Here is an 18319-nt window from a genome sequence, read left to right on the forward strand (position 1 = left end):
GGCCCCACCCTCGCTTGTCGGCGCCCGCTCAGCCACGGCTGGGCGCGCCCTCGCTCAGCGAGACGTAGTCGAGCCGGAACACGGCGCCGCGCGGATGCAGCCGGTAGCCCTGAACATAATCACGCTGGGCGGCCAGCAGATCGAAGAACACCGGGATGATCGACGGCACTTCGTCATGCATCAGCTTCTGCGCGTCGGCATAGAGCTGGCGGCGCTTCGTCTCGTCGATCGTCGTGCGCGCCTCGGCGACCAGCTTGTCGAACGCCGCGTTGTTCCAGTGCGTCTCGTTCCAGGCGGCGTTCGACGTGTAGAGCAGCGAGAAGATCGCGTCGGCCGTCGGCTGCATATTGTAGAAGCCGACGTAAAACGGACCCTTCTTCCAGACCTGGTCCAGGTAAGTCGAGTGCGGCATGGTCTGCACGTCGATGGTGAAGCCGGCCGGCTTCGCCATCTCGCGCACGGCGACCGCAAGCTGGGTGCGGACCGAGGGCTTGTCGGAGGCGATCAGCGTCGCCTGCAGGCCCGAGGGATAGCCGGCCTCGGCCAGGAGCTTCTTCGCCTGGGCGATGTCGGGCTTCGAGAGCGGCTGGTCGGCGTAGAAGCGGTAGGCGCTGCTCAGCGGCGAATCATTGCCGGGCGTGCCGAAGCCCTCGACGACGAAATCGACGAGCGTCGACCGGTCGATGGTGAGCGCCAGCGCCTTGCGCACGCGGATGTCGTCGAACGGCTTCTGGTTGCAGCCGAGGATGATGTTGCAGAACTGGCCCGACGGCACGCGCAGCGCCCGCACACCGTCGGCATTCTTGAAGCGCCCGAATTCCGTCGGCTGCGCGCTCGCCATCAGGTCGGTATCGCCCGAGATCAAGGCCGAGCCTTCGGCGGTCGTGTCCGGATAGACCACGACCTCGACCTTGTCCAGATAGGGCCGCGCCTTGTCGTAGAACGCGTCGTTGCGCGCGACCACGATGAGCCGTTCCGGCTCGAACGAGACGAGCTTGAACGGGCCGGTGCCGATCGCCTCGCGGTCGAGGCGGGCGAGCCCCGATTTCGCGATCGCCTTGGGCACGATCTTGGCGTTGGTGTAGGCGAGCGTCACCGGCAGGTCGGCGAACGGGGCGGAGAGCTTGAAGACGACCGTCGTCTTGTCCTTCGCGGTCACCTGGGCGATCGGCCCGACGTTCTGCAGCGCCGGCGAGGCGGTCTTGGGATCGAGGATCGCTTCGAAGCTCGCGACCACGTCATCGGCCGTGCACGGGCTGCCGTCGTGGAACACGAGCCCGTCGCGCAGCATGAACGACCATTCGGTAAGGTCCGGCGTATAGGACCAGGCATGCGCCAGGTCCGGCTCGGCCGCCATGTTGAGGCCGAGCCGGGTCAAGCCGCTGTAGAGCAGCTCTGCCACCAGATATTCCGGATTGACCCGGGTCTGGAGCGGGTTGAGCTTGGTCACCGCCTGGTCGACGCTGACGCGCAAGGTGCCGCCGCGCTTCGGCGTCGCCGCCAGCGCGCGCCCGAAGGGCAGCGTCAGGGCGCCCATGGCAGAAGCGCCGGCGATGAAGGAGCGCCGATCGATCCCTGATGTCTTGAACATGCCTCTCGCTCCTGTTGCTTCGTCGTGGTTGACCGATGTCGTGGCTAGCCGAAGTCGCGGCTGAGATAGAGCAGGACGGCGCGCGCCAGCGCGGTCACGTCCGTCATGGTGGTGAATTCGTCCGGCGCATGCGTGTTGTTGTCAGGCCGGCCGAGGCCGCCCAGCAGGATCTCCCGGATGCCGGCCTGCTGCACGAAGCCCATGTCGGAGCTGGTCGACGAGCCCCAGGCGCGGAAGGCCTCCGGCGCAAAACCGAAGCCGCGGGCAAGTGCGGCCTGCCAGCGCGGCCAGTGCGGCCCGGTCGGATCGGAGACCGGCGCCAGATGGCCGATCACATGCGTCTCGACCCCGAGCACCCGCGATGGCGCCATGGCATCGCGCACCATCGCCTCGAGCTCCGCCAGCACGTGCGTGAAGTCCTCTTCGGGCGTGTAGCGGCGATTGACCAGGATCTCGAACTGGGCCGGCAGGGACGAGCCCTTCTGGCCGCCGTGGAGTGCCGCAATGGTCAGGCGAGCGTGGAGCGGCCGGCCCTGATAGTGCGGCGGCGACGGCATGGCCGAGGTCCGGGCCTCGACCTGCGCCTTGAGCGCGATCAGCGCGTTCAAGAGCGGGATCGCCTCTTCGACCGCATTGATGCCGCCGACCGGATCGCCCGAATGCGCGCCGCGTCCGCGGACGCGGATCAGCAGGTCGATGCTGCCGAAGCAGCCGGCCCAGATCCTGGGCGCGGCACCGCCGTTGAAACTCAGGAGGTGCCCGGTGATCAGCCCCTGCTCCGCCAGATAGCGGATGCCCGGATAGAGCCCGCCCTCCTCGTCGGTGCAGAACAGGAGCCGCGGCTCGAAGCGGAGCGGCGCGCCGGCCCGGTCAAGCGCGCGGAGGGCGGCGAGCGTCGCTGCGATCGTGCCCTTCATGTCAGCGGCACCGCGGCCGTAGAGCCGGTCGCCGACGCGGGTGAGCGCAAACGGCGGCCGGGACCAGCCGTCGCCGGCCGGCACCGTGTCGACGTGGAAATAGAGGCTGCACGGCTCGAGCCCACTGCCGCGCTCGGCGATCAGGTTGATCCGCTCACCGTGCGCGCCGCCGGCGGCACTCGACCACAGAGGCTCCGGCACCGAGACGCGTCGGCAGGCGAAGCCCAGCGGCGCCACCAGTGCCTCGGCCAGGTCGGCCAGCGCGCCGTAGCCGTCGCCGGGCGGGAAGGACGTATCGACCGCGATCAGGCGCGCCAAGTCATGCTCGATCGCCGCCTCGTCCTCGTCGACGAGCCGCAAGGCCTGCTCGATGCGCGCGCTGACTGCCAACCCCACCCGAAGCCTCTTCCCATTTCGGTGCATTTATATAATCTATATAGAAATGAGAAAGGCAGTCGATGACCCTTGTCAACGATAAAAAGCAGCCGGCCCGAACGGCGAAGCCCGCAAGCTCGATCCGCCGTTTGAGCGGCCAGGCGGCGGCCCCGCTCTATGAAGGGGTGAAGCGGCAGATTTCCGAGGCGATCCTGCTCGGCAAATGGCCGCCGGGCACGGTCCTGCCCGGCGAGGTGGCGCTGGCCCAGCTGTTCGGCGTCGCCGTCGGCACGGTCCGGCGCGCGCTCATGGACCTGACAGCCGAGGGGCTCTTGAGCCGCCGGCGCAAGACCGGCACGGTCGTGACCGGCCGGACGCCGCACCACAGCCTGCGCTATTTCTTCCAATATTTCCGGCTGCACGGGCTCGACGGCGCGCTCGTCCGCTCGACGGCGCGCCTCTTGTCGATCACGGTCGGTCCGGCGACGGAGCAGGAGAGCACGGCGCTCGCGATCGAGCCCAAGAGCCCGATGCTCCGGCTCTACCGCACGCGCGACGTCGACGGGCGCGCGGTGATGCTCGACCTGTTCGCGCTGCCGGCCACCCGGATTCCGGATTTTCCGCAGGCGCCGGGCACCGTGCCCGAGCTACTCTATCTGTTCCTGCTCGAGCGCTACGGCATCCGCATCTCGGCCGTGCGCGAGCATGTCTCGGCCGAGCTTGCCGACGAGGAGGCGCAGAAGTGGCTGGGCCTCGAGCCGCCGGCGGCGGTGCTCAGGATCGAGGACGTGTCCTACGACCAGTCGGGCGTGCCGACGATCTTCTCGATCCACCGGGCGGTGACGACCGACCACCGCTATGTCAACGAGATCCGCTGAGTGCCAACGGATTGCGCGGAACCAAAGGGGGGGGAATCCCAAGGCTGCGCTATTCGCCGTCCCGACCTACAAGCCGTTCTTGGCGCCGGCGACGGCACCGGGCGTCGCGCGGCGAGCGCCTGCTGACGACAGCGCCCTTCGACCATTGGAAGACCGCGCCCTCGACGTCAGCGTGCGCTGCAGCTCTTTGCCGCTCAATATATCCGAATTGAGCGGGGAACACGCCACCGAATTCGTCTAAGGGCGCTTCGGGACTACTTGTCGGTCCAGTCCGCCAGCTCTTTTTTTACATAGCCTTTGTCACCGTCCCAAACATAAACCATCTTCTGCGTTGCGTTGGTTTTCGGCCACTCCGAAGCATAAATCTGTGAAAAATTCGTATTGTGAAGGATTTTTTTCTTTCCGCTTTCATCAACAGTCACAAATTTGGTCCACCCCGCGAGCCGCGGCGTCAACCCAACATTCACGAGCAGTTTTGCAAATCGAGCTATCATGACTCCTTCTGCCGAATCACTGAGAATCTCTTTCGCATTGCTTGCGCTGGTGCAGACAACCAGACAAATCTTGTCGAGATTGTATTGAACATCACCGCTCTTTTGGTCGAGAATCTTTGTCTTAAAGCTACTTACAAGGTCGTGACCGTCAAATATCGCAGTATTTAAATCACCACTATGAGCGACGATGTATATTCCCAAACGATCACCTTCCTCTATAGTCATGTCACCGACACCAATACCAGAAACAATGGAGCCAGACCTTGACATATATATAAGCTGAACCTCCTTGTTTATATCTTTTCTATTAGAGTACTTTGTGTATATACCATTCGCGCCGAGGTCAACTTCTGCCGTACCGTGTACACCGCGAATCGCAATGATTAAGAGCTTTGGCGTCCTCATCGCGAATACCCCCTGATGATGTCGCCACTTCCCAGGGGAAGGACGCTAATGCCTTTATGCCATTACGGCCGGTGCAACGGTTTCTATCTACAATTCTGACGGGCAGGGATGCTTCATATAAAGCTTAACTTAAACATATAATGCATTTTAAGGTTGTGCGCCAGCGGTTGTCGCGGCGGCGTGAAGAACGCGGCCTCCCGAAATGAGGCCGCCCCTGCCGGTTCGCAAATCAAAACAATCCGGGTGGTCCTGAGCTTGGCTGCACGCGCCAATCCGGTTGCTGATTTGCAACCCATGCGCGCACACCGCGCACGCCCGACCTTGCGGGGCCGCCCGCGCGGGGACGCAACCTGTCTGGACATTCCGCTCCGGCGATGATCCCGCTCTATTCCGTCTATCAGACCGCGGCCGTCCGCGCGAATGTCTCAGGATACCGCGACCGGGCATTGGGCCAGCCGCGGGCCTGGGGCGTCTCGCTCATACCGGCCGGGTAAAGCCGGTCCGGCAGGGCAAGTCGGGGCCGATCAGGCCCCGATCTCCGCCCTCGCCTCGTCGAGCGAGCGGGCGATGCGCGCCAGCAGGTCGTCGACTTCGGCCGCCGTGATGATGAGCGGCGGGCAGAAGGCGAGCGCGTCGCCCATGTTGCGCGAGATGACGCCGTTCTTCTGCAGGATGCCGTTGACGAGCGTGCCGAGCTTGCCGACCGGGTCGAGCGCCGAGCGCTTCGCCGCATCCGCCACGAGCTCGATCGCCGCGATCAGGCCGACGCCGCGCACCTCGCCCACGAGCGGGTGATCGGTGAGCCGGCGGAGCCCCGTCTGCAGCCGAGCACCGACCTCGGCCGCATGGGCGACGAGCCCGCGCTCCTCGATGATCTTGATCGTCTCGAGGGCGACGGCTGCCGGCACCGGATGGCCGCCCGCGGTGAAGCCATGACCGAGCGTACCGATCTTGTTGCTTTCGTCCGCAATCGGCTGGAACACCCGGTCGTTGATCATGAGCGCCGAGATCGGCAGGTACGACGACGAGAGCTGCTTCGACAAGGTCATCATGTCCGGCTCGATCCCGTAGGTCTCGGAGCCGAACATCTTGCCCGTGCGGCCGAAGCCGCAGATCACCTCGTCGGCGATCAGCAGGATGTCGTACTTCTTCAAGACGGCCTGGACCTTCTGCCAATAGGTCCGGGGCGGCACCACGACGCCGCCGGCACCCATGACCGGCTCGCCGATGAAGGCCGCGATCGTGTCCGGCCCCTCGGCCTGGATGAGCTGGTCGAGCTCGCTCGCAAGCCGGGTCGCGAAATCCTCTTCGCTCTCGTCCGGCCGATGCTCCTTCCAGTAATGCGGCGAGCCCGTGTGCAGCACGCCCGCGATCGGCAGGTCGAACGAGCGATGGTTGTTCGGCAGGCCCGTGAGGCTGGCCGACGCGATCGTGACGCCGTGATAGCCGCGGAGCCGGCTGATGATCTTCTTCTTCTGCGGCTGGCCCAGCGCATTCGACCGGTACCAGATGAGCTTCATCGCCGTGTCGTTCGCTTCCGAGCCGGAATTGGTGAAGAACACCTTCGACATCGGCACCGGCGCGATCGTGACCAGCTTCTCGGCCAAGTCGATGATGGTCCCGTGCGACTTGTGGGTGAAGGAATGATAGAACGGCAGCTTGGAGAGCTGCTTCGTCGCCGCATCGACCAGGCGCTTCTCGCTGAATCCGAGCGCCACGCTCCACAGGCCCGCCATCGCCTCGATGTAGCGGTTGCCGTGGATGTCGACGACATGGATGCCTTCGCCGTGGTCGATCACCAGCGGCCCGACCTCGTCATGCCGGCGGGCATTGGTATAGCCGTGCAGGTGATAGGCGATGTCGCGGGCTTCGGGCGAATTCGGTTGATAGGTCACGGGGAAGGTCTCCAGACAAAGCGGCTAGTAACCGCGCAGCCGATCGATGGCCCCCACCAGCGGGGCCCCCGCCTCGAGACGGGCGAGATTGTCGAGCAGCTGGGCGACGACGACAGAAGGTGCGGTCCGGGTCGCGATATGCGGCGTCACGACGATCCGGGGATGATGCCAGAACGGATGATCGCCCGGCAGAGGTTCTTCAGTAAAGGCATCGAGCGTGGCGGCGCTCAAGTGGTTCTCGTCCAGGGCGGCGATCAGGTCGGCATCGACGAGATGCGCGCCGCGCCCGACATTGACGAGATGGGCGCCCTTGGGCAGCGCCCGGAACAGGTCGGCCGCGAGGAAGCCGCGCGTCTCCTCGGTCAGCGGCAGCAGGCAGACGAGCGTGTCGGAGCGCCCGAGGAACGCCATCAGCTCTTCCGCGCCGTGATATCCGAGCACGCCGGCCGGCAGGTCCGTCTTGGCACTACGGCTCCAGCCGGCAACGTCATAGCCAAGCGTCGCGAGTGCCGCCCCCACCGCCCGGCCGAGCACGCCCATGCCGGCGATGCCGACACGGTGCAGCCGGCTGGGCACGATCGGGCTTTCCTCCCACACACTCTGGCGCTGGCGCTCGAGATAGCGGTCGAAATGCCGGTGCCGATGGGCGACGGCCCAGGCGACGTAGCTGACCATGCCGCTCGCCATGTCGGGATCGATCACCCGGCACACCGGCACATCCGCGGGCAGGGTCGGATCGGCCGTGATGTGGTCGACGCCGGCCGCGATCGAATGGACGAGGCGGAGCCGCGGCAGGCGCGCCGCCAGGCCATGCGGCGGATGCCAGCACAGCACCGCGTCGATCTCGTCGAGGGCGCCCCAATCTGGCCCGAGGCGCAGGTCGAGCCCCGACCCTGCCGCCGCGAACGACGGCAGCAGATAGCGCATGTCGATCGCCGTGCTGGCGAGGGCGACGACAGAAGGGCGCATCAGGCGAACTCCGCCTCGAGCTTCGGCACGGCGGCGACGAGCGCCTGGGTATAGGCGTGGCGCGGCCGGTGCAGCACCTCGGCCGCCTCGCCATATTCGACGAGCTCGCCCGCGCGCATGACCGCGACCCGGTCGCACATCTGGGCCGCGACGCGCAGGTCGTGCGTGATGAACAGGAGCCCCAAATCGAACTTCCGGCGCACCTCGGCGAACAGCTCCAGCACCTGGGCCTGGACCGAGACGTCGAGCGCCGACACCGGCTCGTCCGCAACCAGCAGGTCCGGCTCCATGGCGAGTGCCCTCGCGATGCCGATGCGCTGGCGCTGGCCGCCGGAGAATTCGTGCGGATAGCGGTCGAGCGCCTCGGCGCCGAGGCCGACGAGCGCCAGCAGCTCGGCCGCCCGCTCGCGCGCCTTCGCCCGCGGCACGCCCTGCATGACCATGCCGGTCGTAACCGCCGTGCCGATGCGATGGCGCGGGTTGAGCGAGGCATAGGGGTCCTGGAACACCATCTGGATCCGGCCGCGATAGGGCTTCATGCCGCGCGCATTGAGCTTTGAAATATCCACGCCCTCGAACAGCACCCGCCCTGAGGTGGGCTGGGTCAGGCCCACGACGCAGCGGCCGATGGTCGACTTGCCCGAACCGCTCTCGCCGACGATGCCGAGCGTCTCGCCCTTCCGGAGCATCAGCGACACATCGTTCAGCGCCGTGAAGGTCCGCCCCTTGGGCAGCGGATAGGTCTTGCCGAGCCGGTCGAGCTCGAGCAGCACCGGGGCCTCGGCTTGGCACCGCTCGGCCGGGCGGCCGTGCGGGATGGCCGCGATCAGCTGCCGCGTATAGGGGTGGCTCGGCCGGTCCAGCACGTCGCGGGCCGGTCCCTCCTCGACCAGCCGGCCGCGCTGCATGACCGCGACCCGGTCCGCGACTTCGGCAACGACGCCGAAATCATGGGTGATGAACAGGAGCGCCATGCCGCGCCGCCGCTGCAGGTCGCGCACGAGCTTCAGGATCTGCGCCTGGGTCGTGACGTCGAGCGCCGTCGTCGGCTCGTCGGCGATGAGCAGCGCCGGCTCGAGCGCCAGCGCCGCCGCGATCATCACGCGCTGGCGCTGGCCGCCGGAGAGGCGGAACGGGTAGCTGTCGATGAGTCGCGCCGGGTCGGGCAGGCCCACGTCGGCGAGGTCGGCCAGCACGCGCTCGCGGCATTCGCGCCGACCGATGCGCATGTGGCTCTGATAGACCTCGGCGATCTGGTCGCCGATGCGCATGATCGGGTTCAGGGCCGTCATCGGCTCCTGGAAGATCATGCCGATGCGCCGGCCGCGCAACTCGCGCAGCGCCGCCTCGCTGAGGTCCAGGAGATCGCGGCCTTCGAACAGGATGCGGCCCGCGGTCGGGCGGACATGCGGTCGGGGCAGCAGGCCCATGACCGCGTTGGCGATCATCGACTTGCCCGAGCCGCTCTCGCCGACGACGCACAGCGCCTCGCCGGGCCGGATCGCGAGGCTCACGCCCTCGACCGCGAGCGCCCGGTCGCCGCCCGGCGGCAGCGCGATCGAGAGGTCTTCGACGGCGAGCACGGGTTCAGAGGCCATTGCCGCGCCCTCCGAGCCGCGTATTGAGCCCGTCGCTCAGGCCCTCGCCCACCAGATTGAGCGCCAGCACGGTCATGAGGATGGCGAGGCCGGGGAATACGCTCATCCACCACGCCTGGCGCAGCACCGTGCGCGCGGCGCCGATCATATAGCCCCAGCTCATGAGGTCGGGGTCGCCCAACCCCATGAAGCTCAGGCTCGATTCCAAGAGGATCGCGGTCGCGACCATGAGGGACGCCATGACGACGATCGACGAGGCCGCGTTCGGCAGGAGCTCGACGAAGATGATGCGCAGATTCGACTGGCCGTCGAGCTCGGCCGCCTGGACGAACTCCCGGCGCCGGAGCGAGAGGAACTCGCCGCGGACAAGACGGGCGACCGGCGGCCAGGACACGATGGCGATCGCCGCCACGATCGAGCCCACCGACGGCTGGAAGATCGCGACCAGCACGATCGCGAGCGCGAAGCTCGGGATGGTCTGGAACAGTTCGGTGAAGCGCATGAGCGCCGCATCGGTCCAGCCGCCGTAATAGCCGGCGGCGGCCCCCAGGCTGACGCCGATCAAGAGGGCCGCCAGCGTCGAAACGAAGCCGATCATGAGCGAGACGCGCGCGCCATAGATGAGGCCAGTGCCGATGTCGCGGCCGAGCGTGTCCGAACCGAAGAAATTCGCCACGGACTGGAACGGCGGCAGGAACGGCCGCTGCACCATCGACCAGGGGTCATGGTCGTCGATCCAGGGCGCGAAGATCGCCACGACCAGCACGGCCGCCAGGATGACGAGGCCGACGAAGGCTCCCTTATTGCGGCGGAAGCGGCGCCAGAAGTCGCGCATCAGGTGAGCTCGATCCGCGGATCGACGATCGTGTAGACGACGTCGGTCACGATATTGAACAGGACGACCATCGCGGCCGTGAACAGGAACACGCCGAGGAGCAGGTTGTAGTCGCGCTGCAGGAGCGCCTCGAACATGAGCCGGCCGATGCCGGGCCAGGCGAACACGGTCTCGGTCAGGATGGCGCCGCCGACCATCTGGCCGACCTGGATGCCGGCCAAGGTCACGATCGGCAAGAGCGCGTTGCGCAGCACATGGACGCGCCAGATCCGGCCGCGCGGCACCCCCTTGGCACGCGCGGTCTTGACGAAATCCATGCGCGCCACCTCGAGCATCGAGGTCCGCGTCATGCGCGCATAGATCGCCATATAGAAGAGCGCCAGCGTCACGGCCGGCAGCACCAGATGCTTCGCGACATCGAGCGCCTGGCCCAGCGCGGAGAACTGGCCGCCGACGGTCGCGAGGCCGAATCCCGGCAGCCAGTCGAGCGAGATCGAGAACACCAGCACGGCCATGAGCGCTACCCAGAAGAGCGGCGTCGCGTAGAACAAGAGCGCCACGGTCGTGATCAGGCTGTCGACCCAGGTACCGGCCCGGCTCGACGACCAGGCGCCGAGCGCGACACCCATGACGAGCGACAGCACGAAGGCCGTGCCGGTCAGGAGCAGCGTCGCCGGCACCCGCTCGGCGATGAGCGAGGCGACCGGCCGCTGCTGCCGGTAGGACTGGCCCAGGTCAAGCCGTACGACGTTCTCGAGATAGAGGCCGAGCTGCACCAGCACCGGCTTGTCGAGGCCGAACTGCTCGCGCAGCTGGGCCACGAACTTGGCGTCGCCCGCCCCGGCCTCGCCCGCCATGACGGCGGCCGGGTCGCCGGGGGCGGCGCGGATCAGGAAGAAATTGACGACGACGATCAGCAGCAGGGCGGCCAGGCCCTGCCCGAGCCGCCGCGCCACGAACTTGAGGCGGTTCACCTTGTCACGCCTTCGCGACCTTGGCGCGGGCGAAGCCGTCGTTGAGGCCGATCGCCGAATTCACCAGGTTGGTGATGTTCGAGCGATAGATGGTCGGGAATTCCAGCTCGATCAGCCAGGCGACCGGCACCTCGTCGACCAGGATCTTCTGCGCTTCAACATAGAGCTCGCGCCGCTTGACCGAGCTCGCCTCCTTGGCCCCGCGCTCGAACAGCTCGTCGACCTTGGGATTGCTGTAGCCGCAGACGTTGTTCCAGGGCGAGCCCTTCTGGATGTTCTGGGTCGTGTAGTTGCGCGCAACGCCCAGCGCCGGGTCGCCGTACTGATAGAGATAGGTGAAGGCCAGGTCGTAGTCCCAGTTGTTGAGCTTCTCGTTCCAGCCACCGACGTCGGTCGCCTGCAGCTCGACCTTGATGCCGACCTCGCTCAGGTTCTGCCGCGCCATCTCGGCGAAGCGCTGCCAGGTCTCGCCATAGGGCAGCGGCAAGAGGCGCAGCGTCTCGCCCTTGTAGCCGGCCTCGGCGAGCAACGCCTTCGCCTTGGCCTTGTCGTGCGGGTATTTCGTCACGTCGTCGCTGTGGTAGCGCGTGCTCGTGTTGAACGGGCCGGTCGCGACCTTGCCGTAGCCGTACCAGGCGACGTTCTTCATCGCCTCGCGATCGAGCGCATACATGATCGCCTGGCGCACGCGCACGTCCTTGAGCGGGCCGTTGCGGTTGTTGAGCCACATGAAACAGTGCGGCCCGAAGAATTCCCAGCCCTTGGTCGTGACCTCGGTATTGGGCAGCGCCTTCAATCGCGCGATGTCGAAATATTCGACCGTGCCGCCGGGCATGATGTCCATCTTGCCGGCCTCATAGGCACCGGCACGCGAAGCCGCATCTGGAATCACATGGAAATAGATACCGTCGATGCCGGGCAGGCCCGGCTCGTGATAGGCCTCGTTCTTGTCGAGCCGGATGTAGGAGCCCTTGACCCATTCCTTGAACTTGAACGGGCCGGTGCCGATCGGCGTGTTGTTCGCCGGGTTCGTCCGGTAGTCCGTGCCGTCGTAGATGTGCTTCGGCAGGATCGGCATGGTGCCGACCTCGAAGATCCCGATGAACGGCCCGAATGGGTATTTGAGCTTGAAGACGACGGTGTTGGCGTCGGGGGCGGTGATGCTGTCGACCGCAACCAGGGAGGCGCGGAGCCGCGCGTGCGTCTCACGCAGCAGCTTGTCGACGCTGAACACCACGTCGTCGGCGCTGAACGGCTTGCCGTCGTGCCAGGTGACGCCGGGCTTCAAGTTAAAGGTATAGGTCAGCGAATCCTCGCTGATCTTCCACGAGGTCGCGAGGCCGGGCAGCGGATTGAGCTCGGCGTCGTAGCGCAGCAGGCCTTCATAGATATTGCCGGCGACCATCTGCGCCGGGCCGTTCTGGATGATCGCCAGCATCAGCCCCGGCGGCTCGGGATTGACCGTGACGTTGAGCATGCCGTTGGTCACACCCTGGGCGAACGCCGTCCAGGGTTGGCCGGCAGCGAGCCAGCCGGTCGTGGCGGAAGCGAACTTGATGAAGTCGCGACGATGCATAGTGCCCCCTGTCGAGATAGGCAGTTGGTTAGCGTCGTTTCTTGATTGTTTTGTCGGTGGTAAGCGGCGGGAGCCGTGCGGCTCCCATCGCGCAAGAATCAGTCGCGGAAGGAACTGGGCCTGGGCGGCTCCAGATATGTGAGGAGCGCCTTCCACTCGCGGGCGATCAGGCCCTGGTGCCGGTTGGTGTCGCCTGTCTCGTACTGCCGCGCGGTGAGCTCGGCCACCTCGTCCGGCACCATGTTGACCGGCTGGCCCATCGACTGGATCGCGACCTGCACGCGGCAGGCGCGCTCCAGGTTGTTCATCAGGATGAAGGCCTCGGCGCACGAGCCGCCGACCGTGAGCAGGCCGTGGTTGCGCAGGATCATCGCCTTGGCCTGGCCCAGGTCACGGATGAGCCGCGAGCGTTCGTCGAGGTCGAGCGCGATGCCCTCGTAGTCGTGATAGGCCACGCGCTTATGGAACTGCAGGCTCCACTGGTTGCACGGCTGCAGCCCATCCTTGAGTGAGGAAACCGCGACGCCGGCATAGGTATGGGTGTGCAGCACGCAGGCCGCGTCGTGCCGGGCACTATGGACGGCGCTGTGGATGGTGAAGCCGGCCGGATTGATCTCATAGTCCGTCGGGTCGACCAGCTTGCCGTCCAGGTCGACCTTGACCAGCGACGAGGCGGTGATGTCGCGGAACAGCATGCCGTAGGGATTGATCAGAAAGTGACCATCCGTGCCCGGCACGCGGGCGGAGATGTGGGTGTAGATGACGTCGTCCATCCCGAAATGGGCGATCAGGCGGTAGCAGGCGGCCAGATCCTGGCGCACGGACCATTCGGCTTCGGACATCGCGGACGGCTTCGGCATCGCGGGCACTCCGATCATCATCTCTCGGGGCGCGAGCGCCGCCCCATGCTCGATACGATCATGGAAGCGACCTAGCCGTCAACTGTCGACAGCCGACAGTCGACCGACTAAGCTTGCAACGAGCACTGGGCTGTACCGAGAGAGCGTAGCGCCGTCGTGCACGAGGAATGCCAGAAACCATGTCGATGCCCGCCCCCGCCTTCGCCACCGTCGAATCCGCCGATCTCGTCGACCTGATCGAGGCCGAGCTGACGCGGGCGATCGTCGAGGGGCGCCTCCGGCCCGGCAGCCGCGTCGTCGAGGCCGAGACCGCGCGCCAGATGGGGGTGAGCCGCGCCCCCGTGCGCGAGGCGGCGCGGCGCCTCGAACGCCAGGGCATCCTGGTCGCGAAGCCGCGCCACGGCTTCTACGTGCGCGAGATCACGACCAAGGAGATCGACGATCTCTATGCCGTGCGGCTCATGCTCGAGGATGCCGCCATCGTGGGCGCCTGCGCCCAGGCCGACGCGGCGGGCCTCGCCCGGCTGCAGGCCAAGGTCGACGAGATGCGCGCGACGGCACCGACGCTGACCTCGCCGCAGCGCATCCAGCTCGACCTGCAATTCCATCTGACGCTCGCCGAGCTCTCGGGCAACGCGCGCCTCCTGCGCCTGTTCGCGACGATCGAGACCGAGGTCCGCATGATCATCGCCCTGCTCGACAACCACTATGTCGACCCGCTGATGGTCGCGAACTCGCACCAGCCGATCATCGACGCCATCGCCCGGCGCAACGAGGCGGCGGCGCGCGCGCATCTCCGCGAGCACATCACGTCCGCCTGGCATCACGTGCGCGACCTGTTCGCGCGCCAACGCCCTACGCCGACCACCATCGAGAGGCCTGCCGATGAAGATCGCCTATAGCGCGCGCCACGCGCTCCACGACCCGCAGTTCTTCCTGGTCCGCGGCCGGCCGCAGCGCAGTGCCGAGCAGCCGGAACGGGCGACGCGCCTCATGGACGCGATCCGCCCGCTCGGCGTCGAGATCGCGGCCCCCGAGGATTTCGGGCCCAGCCCGCGCGCGGCGATCCATACGCCCGCCTATCTCGACTTCCTCGAGACGGCGCACGAGCGCTGGCAGGCGCTGGGCGATGCGTCGGCCGAAGTGCTGCCCAACATGCATCCGCTGCCCGGCCAGCCGGTGACGTATCCCGAGGGCATCGTCGGCCGCGCCGGCTATCACATGGCCGACACCGCCTGCCCGATCGGTGCCGGCACCTGGGCGGCCGCGGTCGAGGCCGCGCACAGCGCCTGCCAGGCCGCACAATGGGTGATCGACGGCGAGCGCGCCGCCTATGCACTCTGCCGCCCACCCGGCCACCACGCCTATGCCGACCGCGCCGGCGGCTTCTGCTTCCTCAACAATTCGGCGATCGCCGCGCAATACCTGCTGCCGAAATACGGCCGGGTCGCGATCCTTGACGTCGACGTGCATCACGGCAACGGCACGCAGGGCATCTTCTGGCACCGGCGCGACGTGCTGACCGTGTCGCTGCACGGCGATCCCGCGGGCTTCTACCCGTTCTTCGTCGGCTATGCCCATGAGCGCGGCGAGGGCGACGGGCTCGGCTACAACATCAACGTGCCGCTGCCGCACGGCACCGGCGATGACGGCTACCTGGCTGCTCTCGCCCGCACGGCACGCCAGATCAAGGCCTTCGCACCCGGTGCCGTCGTCGTGGCACTCGGCCTCGACGCCTACGAGGGCGACCCGTTGAAGGCGCTCGCCATCACCACGCCGGGCTTCGCCCGCATCGGTGCGGCGATCGCCGAGCTCGGCCTGCCGACCGTGTTCGTGCAGGAGGGCGGCTATCTCTCGGCCGAGCTCGGTCAAAATCTCGCGAGCGTCTTGACCGGCTTCCGCCGCGCCGTCTGACCCAGGGAGGACGTCATGCCGGACCAGACTACTATCGACCGCATCCTCGCGGCGGTCGACGAACTGTTCGACGAGCAGATCGCCTTCACTCAGGCGCTCGTGCGTTTCCCGTCGGTGCGCGGCGCCGAGCACACGGCGCAGGACTTCATCCATGACGCCATGCGCGCCCGCGGCCTCGCCATGGACCGTTGGACCGTCGACGTGGAGGCGATCCGCCATCACCCGGGCTTCTCGCCGGTCGCCGTCAGCTACGAGAACGCCATCAACGTGGTCGGCACTTTCCGGCCGGACCGCCAGACCGGCCGCTCGCTGATCCTGAACGGCCATATGGACGTGGTGCCGACCGGCCCGCTCGAGCATTGGACGGCACCGCCGTTCGAGCCGCGCATCGCCGACGGCTGGCTCTACGGCCGGGGCTCGGCCGACATGAAGGCGGGCCTCGCCGCCAACCTCTTCGCCTTCGACGCGATCCGCCGCGCCGGCTTCCGGCCGGCGGCGCCGATCTATTTCCAGTCGGTCGTCGAGGAGGAATGCACCGGCAACGGCGCGCTCGCCTGCCTCGTCCGCGGCTATCAGGCCGACGCAGCCCTCATCCCGGAGCCGGAGGACGACAAGCTGGTGCGCGCCAACACCGGTGTGCTCTGGTTCAAGGTGCGGGTCGAAGGCCGGCCGACCCACACCCGCGTCATGGGCGAAGGCGCCAATGCGATCGACGCCGCCTACCGCGTGATCGCGGCGCTGCGCGAACTCGAGGCGCGCTGGAACGACGAGCGACGCGAGCACCGCCATTTCGAGGACCTGGCGCACCCGATCAACCTCAACATCGGCCGGATCGAGGGCGGCGACTGGGCGTCGAGCGTGCCGGCCTGGTGCACCTTCGAGGCACGCATCGCGATCTATCCCGGCATCACGGCGGAAGCCGCGGCCGAGGAAATTCGCGCCTGCATCCGCCAGGCGGCGAGCGGCGACGCGTTCCTCGGCAACCACCCGCCGGCGATCGAATTCCACGGCTTCTTCGCCGAGGGCTACGTGCTGCCCGAGGGCACGGAGGCAGAAGCGACGCTCGCCCGCTCGTTCGCGACCGTGCACAGCCGCTCGCTCGAAAGCTTCGTCACACCCGGCTATCTCGATGCCCGCGTCTTCATGCTCTATGCCGACACGCCATGCCTCGTCTATGGCCCGGTGTCGGAGGACATCCACGGCTATGACGAGCGCGTCAGCCTCGATTCCGTCCGCCGGGTGACCAAGACCATCGCGCTCTTCATCGCCGACTGGTGCGGGCTCAGCCGCCCTTGACAGCGCCGGCGGTCAAGCCCGCCACGATCTGGCGCTGCGCCACCACGGTCAGGATCAGCACCGGCAAGGTCACGACCAGGGCGGCCGCTGCGAGCGGCCCCCAGCTCACCTGCTCGAACGACAGCATGTTGTAGACTGCGACCGGCAAGGTGCGCGTCTCGCGCGTCGCCAGCACGATGCCGAACACGAAATTGTTCCAGGAGAAGATCACGGCCAGGATGAAGGCCACGACGATGCCCGGCTTCGCGATCGGCAAGGCCACGAGCCGGAACACCTGCCAGCGCGTGGCGCCGTCGATGATCGCCGCCTCCTCGAGCTCGAGCGGCGTCGTCTCGAAATAGCCGATCATGATCCAGATCACGATCGGCACGGTCACGACCAGATGGATCAGGATCTGCGGCCAGAGCGTGCCCATCAGGCCCAGCCATTGGAACAAGAGGAACAGCGGGATCAGGAACGACAGGCCCGGGGTCATGCGCGCGATCATGACGACGACCGCGGCGCTGTGCGCCTTCATGCGCGCGATACCGTAGCCGGCCGGCACGCCGACCAGCAGGGCGAACAGGGTGGCACCGCCGGTGACGAGCACGCTGTTCTCGAAGAACTCGAGGAAATTGTTGCTGCCCAGGATCTGGGCATAGTTCTTCCAGGCGAAGCGCTCAGGGATCAGGATCGGCGGATAGGCGCCGTTGTCGATCTCGTATTTGAGCGACAGCGACAGCATCCACAGGAAGAACAAGAGCGCCGGCGAAATCGCGACCAGCACGGCGAAGATGAGGCCGATGCGCTTCAGGAGGCCGCCGGTCTTCATCGGTCGTCTCCGATCTCGGTCCAGCGGCTCTTCTGGCGCAGGTGCAGCAGGACGAGCGACAGCACCACGATCAGCACGAAGAACACGATCGCGATCGCCGAGCCGTATCCCACGTCGTAATAGGCGAAGGCGACGCTGTAGAGATAGAGGTTGATCGTCTCGGACGCCGTCCCCGGACCGCCCTGGGTGATCGCATAGATGATGTCGAAGCTTTTGAGCGCATCGACGGTGCGGATCATGGCTGCCAATAGCAGGAAGGGAGCTATGAGCGGCAGCGTGATGTAGCGGAACTTCTGCCAGCCGTTGGCGCCGTCGATGTCGGCGCTTTCGTAGGGCTCCATCGGCAAGGCGGCCAAGCCCCCCAGCACGATCAGCATGACGAGCGGCGTCCATTGCCAGGTCTCGACCATGACCAGCGACGGGATGACGCTCAGCGGATGGTAGACCCAGGCCTGCGGCCCAATGCCGACGAGCGACAGGAGATAGTTGAGCACGCCCAGCTGCGGGTTGAACATCATGGTCCAGACGAGCGCGATCGCGACCGGCGTCGCCATCATCGGCATGACGAAGATGCCGCGGAGCAGCCCGCGCAGCGGCAGCCGCTCGTTGAACACGAGGGCTGCCAGCGTGCCGAGCACGATCGGCGCCACGACGGAGAGCGCTGTATAGAGGAGCGTGCGCCAGAGCGCGTCGAAGAAGCGCGTGTCGCCGGCGAGGCGCAGATAGTTGGCGAGACCGACAAAATGCCGGCTCTCGCCCACCTTCCATTCATTGACGCTCATCCAGAGCGTGAACAGCCAGGGGAACAGAATGACCGCCCCGACCGTCACCACCGCTGGCAGGATGAAGATCCAATAGCTGCGCCGGGGGCGCCCCGCCACCGGGGCGGCGGGCGCGGCGTCTGTGGCGGTCGTCGTCACCATGGAACCAA

Annotated in this window: 16 protein-coding genes; 4 read left to right on the top strand and 12 right to left on the bottom strand. The window is 66.8% G+C overall.

Features of this window, described 5'->3' with window-relative positions; all coding sequences use genetic code 11:
• Positions 1 to 28: 28 nt before the first annotated feature.
• Together IEY58_RS29360 and IEY58_RS29365 are read right to left on the bottom strand one after the other, a co-directional pair.
• The gene (locus IEY58_RS29360) at positions 29 to 1591 is read right to left on the bottom strand and encodes an ABC transporter substrate-binding protein (RefSeq protein ID WP_189051735.1); all 1563 of its coding nucleotides are present in this window, start codon (positions 1589 to 1591) and stop codon (positions 29 to 31) included.
• 44 nt (positions 1592 to 1635) lie between these two features.
• Entirely contained in the window at positions 1636 to 2904 is a 1269-nt protein-coding gene (locus IEY58_RS29365; protein WP_229744042.1) for a M20 family metallopeptidase, read from the bottom strand.
• Between the two features lie 62 nt (positions 2905 to 2966).
• Here IEY58_RS29365 and IEY58_RS29370 point away from each other — a divergent pair, with 62 nt between their 5' ends.
• Positions 2967 to 3761: a GntR family transcriptional regulator gene (locus tag IEY58_RS29370; protein WP_189051736.1), complete on the top strand. Its 795-nt coding sequence runs from the start codon at positions 2967 to 2969 to the stop codon at positions 3759 to 3761.
• 254 nt (positions 3762 to 4015) lie between these two features.
• Here the strand turns inward: IEY58_RS29370 and IEY58_RS29375 are convergent, their stop codons facing one another.
• The 8 genes from IEY58_RS29375 to IEY58_RS29410 all read right to left on the bottom strand — a co-directional run bounded on the left by IEY58_RS29375 (position 4016) and on the right by IEY58_RS29410 (position 13367).
• Entirely contained in the window at positions 4016 to 4660 is a 645-nt protein-coding gene (locus IEY58_RS29375; protein ID WP_189051737.1) for a hypothetical protein, read from the bottom strand.
• Positions 4661 to 5184: 524 nt separating this feature from the next.
• Positions 5185 to 6555 (bottom strand): aspartate aminotransferase family protein, encoded by a 1371-nt coding sequence (locus tag IEY58_RS29380; RefSeq protein WP_189051738.1) that lies wholly within the window; start codon positions 6553 to 6555, stop codon positions 5185 to 5187.
• A 24-nt stretch (positions 6556 to 6579) separates the two neighbouring features.
• Positions 6580 to 7524, bottom strand: a complete 945-nt coding sequence (locus IEY58_RS29385) for a 2-hydroxyacid dehydrogenase (protein ID WP_189051739.1) — start codon at positions 7522 to 7524, stop codon at positions 6580 to 6582.
• On the bottom strand, positions 7524 to 9122 hold the full coding sequence (locus tag IEY58_RS29390; protein ID WP_189051740.1) for an ABC transporter ATP-binding protein: 1599 nt from the start codon (positions 9120 to 9122) through the stop codon (positions 7524 to 7526). Before IEY58_RS29390 ends, IEY58_RS29385 begins: the two co-directional genes overlap by 1 nt.
• Positions 9112 to 9957, bottom strand: a complete 846-nt coding sequence (locus tag IEY58_RS29395) for an ABC transporter permease (protein ID WP_189051741.1) — start codon at positions 9955 to 9957, stop codon at positions 9112 to 9114. Before IEY58_RS29395 ends, IEY58_RS29390 begins: the two co-directional genes overlap by 11 nt.
• A complete protein-coding gene (locus tag IEY58_RS29400; protein WP_189051742.1) occupies positions 9957 to 10931 on the bottom strand; it encodes an ABC transporter permease in 975 nt (324 codons plus the stop codon). Before IEY58_RS29400 ends, IEY58_RS29395 begins: the two co-directional genes overlap by 1 nt.
• A gap of 4 nt (positions 10932 to 10935) precedes the next feature.
• Complete coding sequence (locus IEY58_RS29405; protein ID WP_189051743.1) at positions 10936 to 12507, bottom strand: ABC transporter substrate-binding protein; 1572 nt, start codon at positions 12505 to 12507, stop codon at positions 10936 to 10938.
• A 98-nt stretch (positions 12508 to 12605) separates the two neighbouring features.
• Positions 12606 to 13367 carry a class II aldolase/adducin family protein gene (locus IEY58_RS29410; protein WP_189051744.1) on the bottom strand — a complete coding sequence of 254 codons (762 nt, stop codon included), beginning with the start codon at positions 13365 to 13367 and terminating at the stop codon, positions 12606 to 12608.
• Positions 13368 to 13546: 179 nt separating this feature from the next.
• On the opposite strand from IEY58_RS29410, the gene IEY58_RS29415 reads away from it, so the two are divergent.
• Genes IEY58_RS29415 through IEY58_RS29425 form a run of 3 tightly spaced genes read left to right on the top strand, consistent with a single transcriptional unit; the run spans position 13547 to position 16577 of the window.
• Positions 13547 to 14269 (top strand): GntR family transcriptional regulator, encoded by a 723-nt coding sequence (locus tag IEY58_RS29415; RefSeq protein WP_229744043.1) that lies wholly within the window; start codon positions 13547 to 13549, stop codon positions 14267 to 14269.
• On the top strand, positions 14253 to 15281 hold the full coding sequence (locus IEY58_RS29420) for a histone deacetylase family protein (RefSeq protein WP_189051746.1): 1029 nt from the start codon (positions 14253 to 14255) through the stop codon (positions 15279 to 15281). The genes IEY58_RS29415 and IEY58_RS29420 overlap by 17 nt, the downstream gene beginning before the upstream one ends.
• 15 nt (positions 15282 to 15296) lie before the next feature.
• Positions 15297 to 16577, top strand: coding sequence for an ArgE/DapE family deacylase (locus IEY58_RS29425; protein ID WP_189051747.1), 1281 nt, complete (start codon positions 15297 to 15299; stop codon positions 16575 to 16577).
• On the opposite strand, the gene IEY58_RS29430 is transcribed toward IEY58_RS29425, so the two are convergent.
• On the bottom strand, positions 16564 to 17388 hold the full coding sequence (locus tag IEY58_RS29430; RefSeq protein ID WP_189051748.1) for a carbohydrate ABC transporter permease: 825 nt from the start codon (positions 17386 to 17388) through the stop codon (positions 16564 to 16566). The genes IEY58_RS29425 and IEY58_RS29430 overlap by 14 nt on opposite strands.
• On the bottom strand, positions 17385 to 18311 hold the full coding sequence (locus IEY58_RS29435) for a carbohydrate ABC transporter permease (protein WP_189051749.1): 927 nt from the start codon (positions 18309 to 18311) through the stop codon (positions 17385 to 17387). Before IEY58_RS29435 ends, IEY58_RS29430 begins: the two co-directional genes overlap by 4 nt.
• Positions 18312 to 18319: the final 8 nt, after the last annotated feature.

Source organism: Aliidongia dinghuensis (genome assembly GCF_014643535.1).
GTDB classification, from domain to species: domain Bacteria; phylum Pseudomonadota; class Alphaproteobacteria; order ATCC43930; family CGMCC-115725; genus Aliidongia; species Aliidongia dinghuensis.

Coding starts and splice junctions, on each gene's coding strand:
- IEY58_RS29360 (WP_189051735.1), bottom strand. CDS start 1,591: ATGTTCAAGACATCAGGGATCGATCGGCGCTCCTTCATCGCCGGCGCT.
- IEY58_RS29370 (WP_189051736.1), top strand. CDS start 2,967: ATGACCCTTGTCAACGATAAAAAGCAGCCGGCCCGAACGGCGAAGCCC.
- IEY58_RS29375 (WP_189051737.1), bottom strand. CDS start 4,660: ATGAGGACGCCAAAGCTCTTAATCATTGCGATTCGCGGTGTACACGGT.
- IEY58_RS29385 (WP_189051739.1), bottom strand. CDS start 7,524: ATGCGCCCTTCTGTCGTCGCCCTCGCCAGCACGGCGATCGACATGCGC.
- IEY58_RS29390 (WP_189051740.1), bottom strand. CDS start 9,122: ATGGCCTCTGAACCCGTGCTCGCCGTCGAAGACCTCTCGATCGCGCTG.
- IEY58_RS29395 (WP_189051741.1), bottom strand. CDS start 9,957: ATGCGCGACTTCTGGCGCCGCTTCCGCCGCAATAAGGGAGCCTTCGTC.
- IEY58_RS29405 (WP_189051743.1), bottom strand. CDS start 12,507: ATGCATCGTCGCGACTTCATCAAGTTCGCTTCCGCCACGACCGGCTGG.
- IEY58_RS29410 (WP_189051744.1), bottom strand. CDS start 13,367: ATGCCGAAGCCGTCCGCGATGTCCGAAGCCGAATGGTCCGTGCGCCAG.
- IEY58_RS29415 (WP_229744043.1), top strand. CDS start 13,547: ATGTCGATGCCCGCCCCCGCCTTCGCCACCGTCGAATCCGCCGATCTC.
- IEY58_RS29420 (WP_189051746.1), top strand. CDS start 14,253: ATGAAGATCGCCTATAGCGCGCGCCACGCGCTCCACGACCCGCAGTTC.
- IEY58_RS29425 (WP_189051747.1), top strand. CDS start 15,297: ATGCCGGACCAGACTACTATCGACCGCATCCTCGCGGCGGTCGACGAA.
- IEY58_RS29430 (WP_189051748.1), bottom strand. CDS start 17,388: ATGAAGACCGGCGGCCTCCTGAAGCGCATCGGCCTCATCTTCGCCGTG.
- IEY58_RS29435 (WP_189051749.1), bottom strand. CDS start 18,311: ATGGTGACGACGACCGCCACAGACGCCGCGCCCGCCGCCCCGGTGGCG.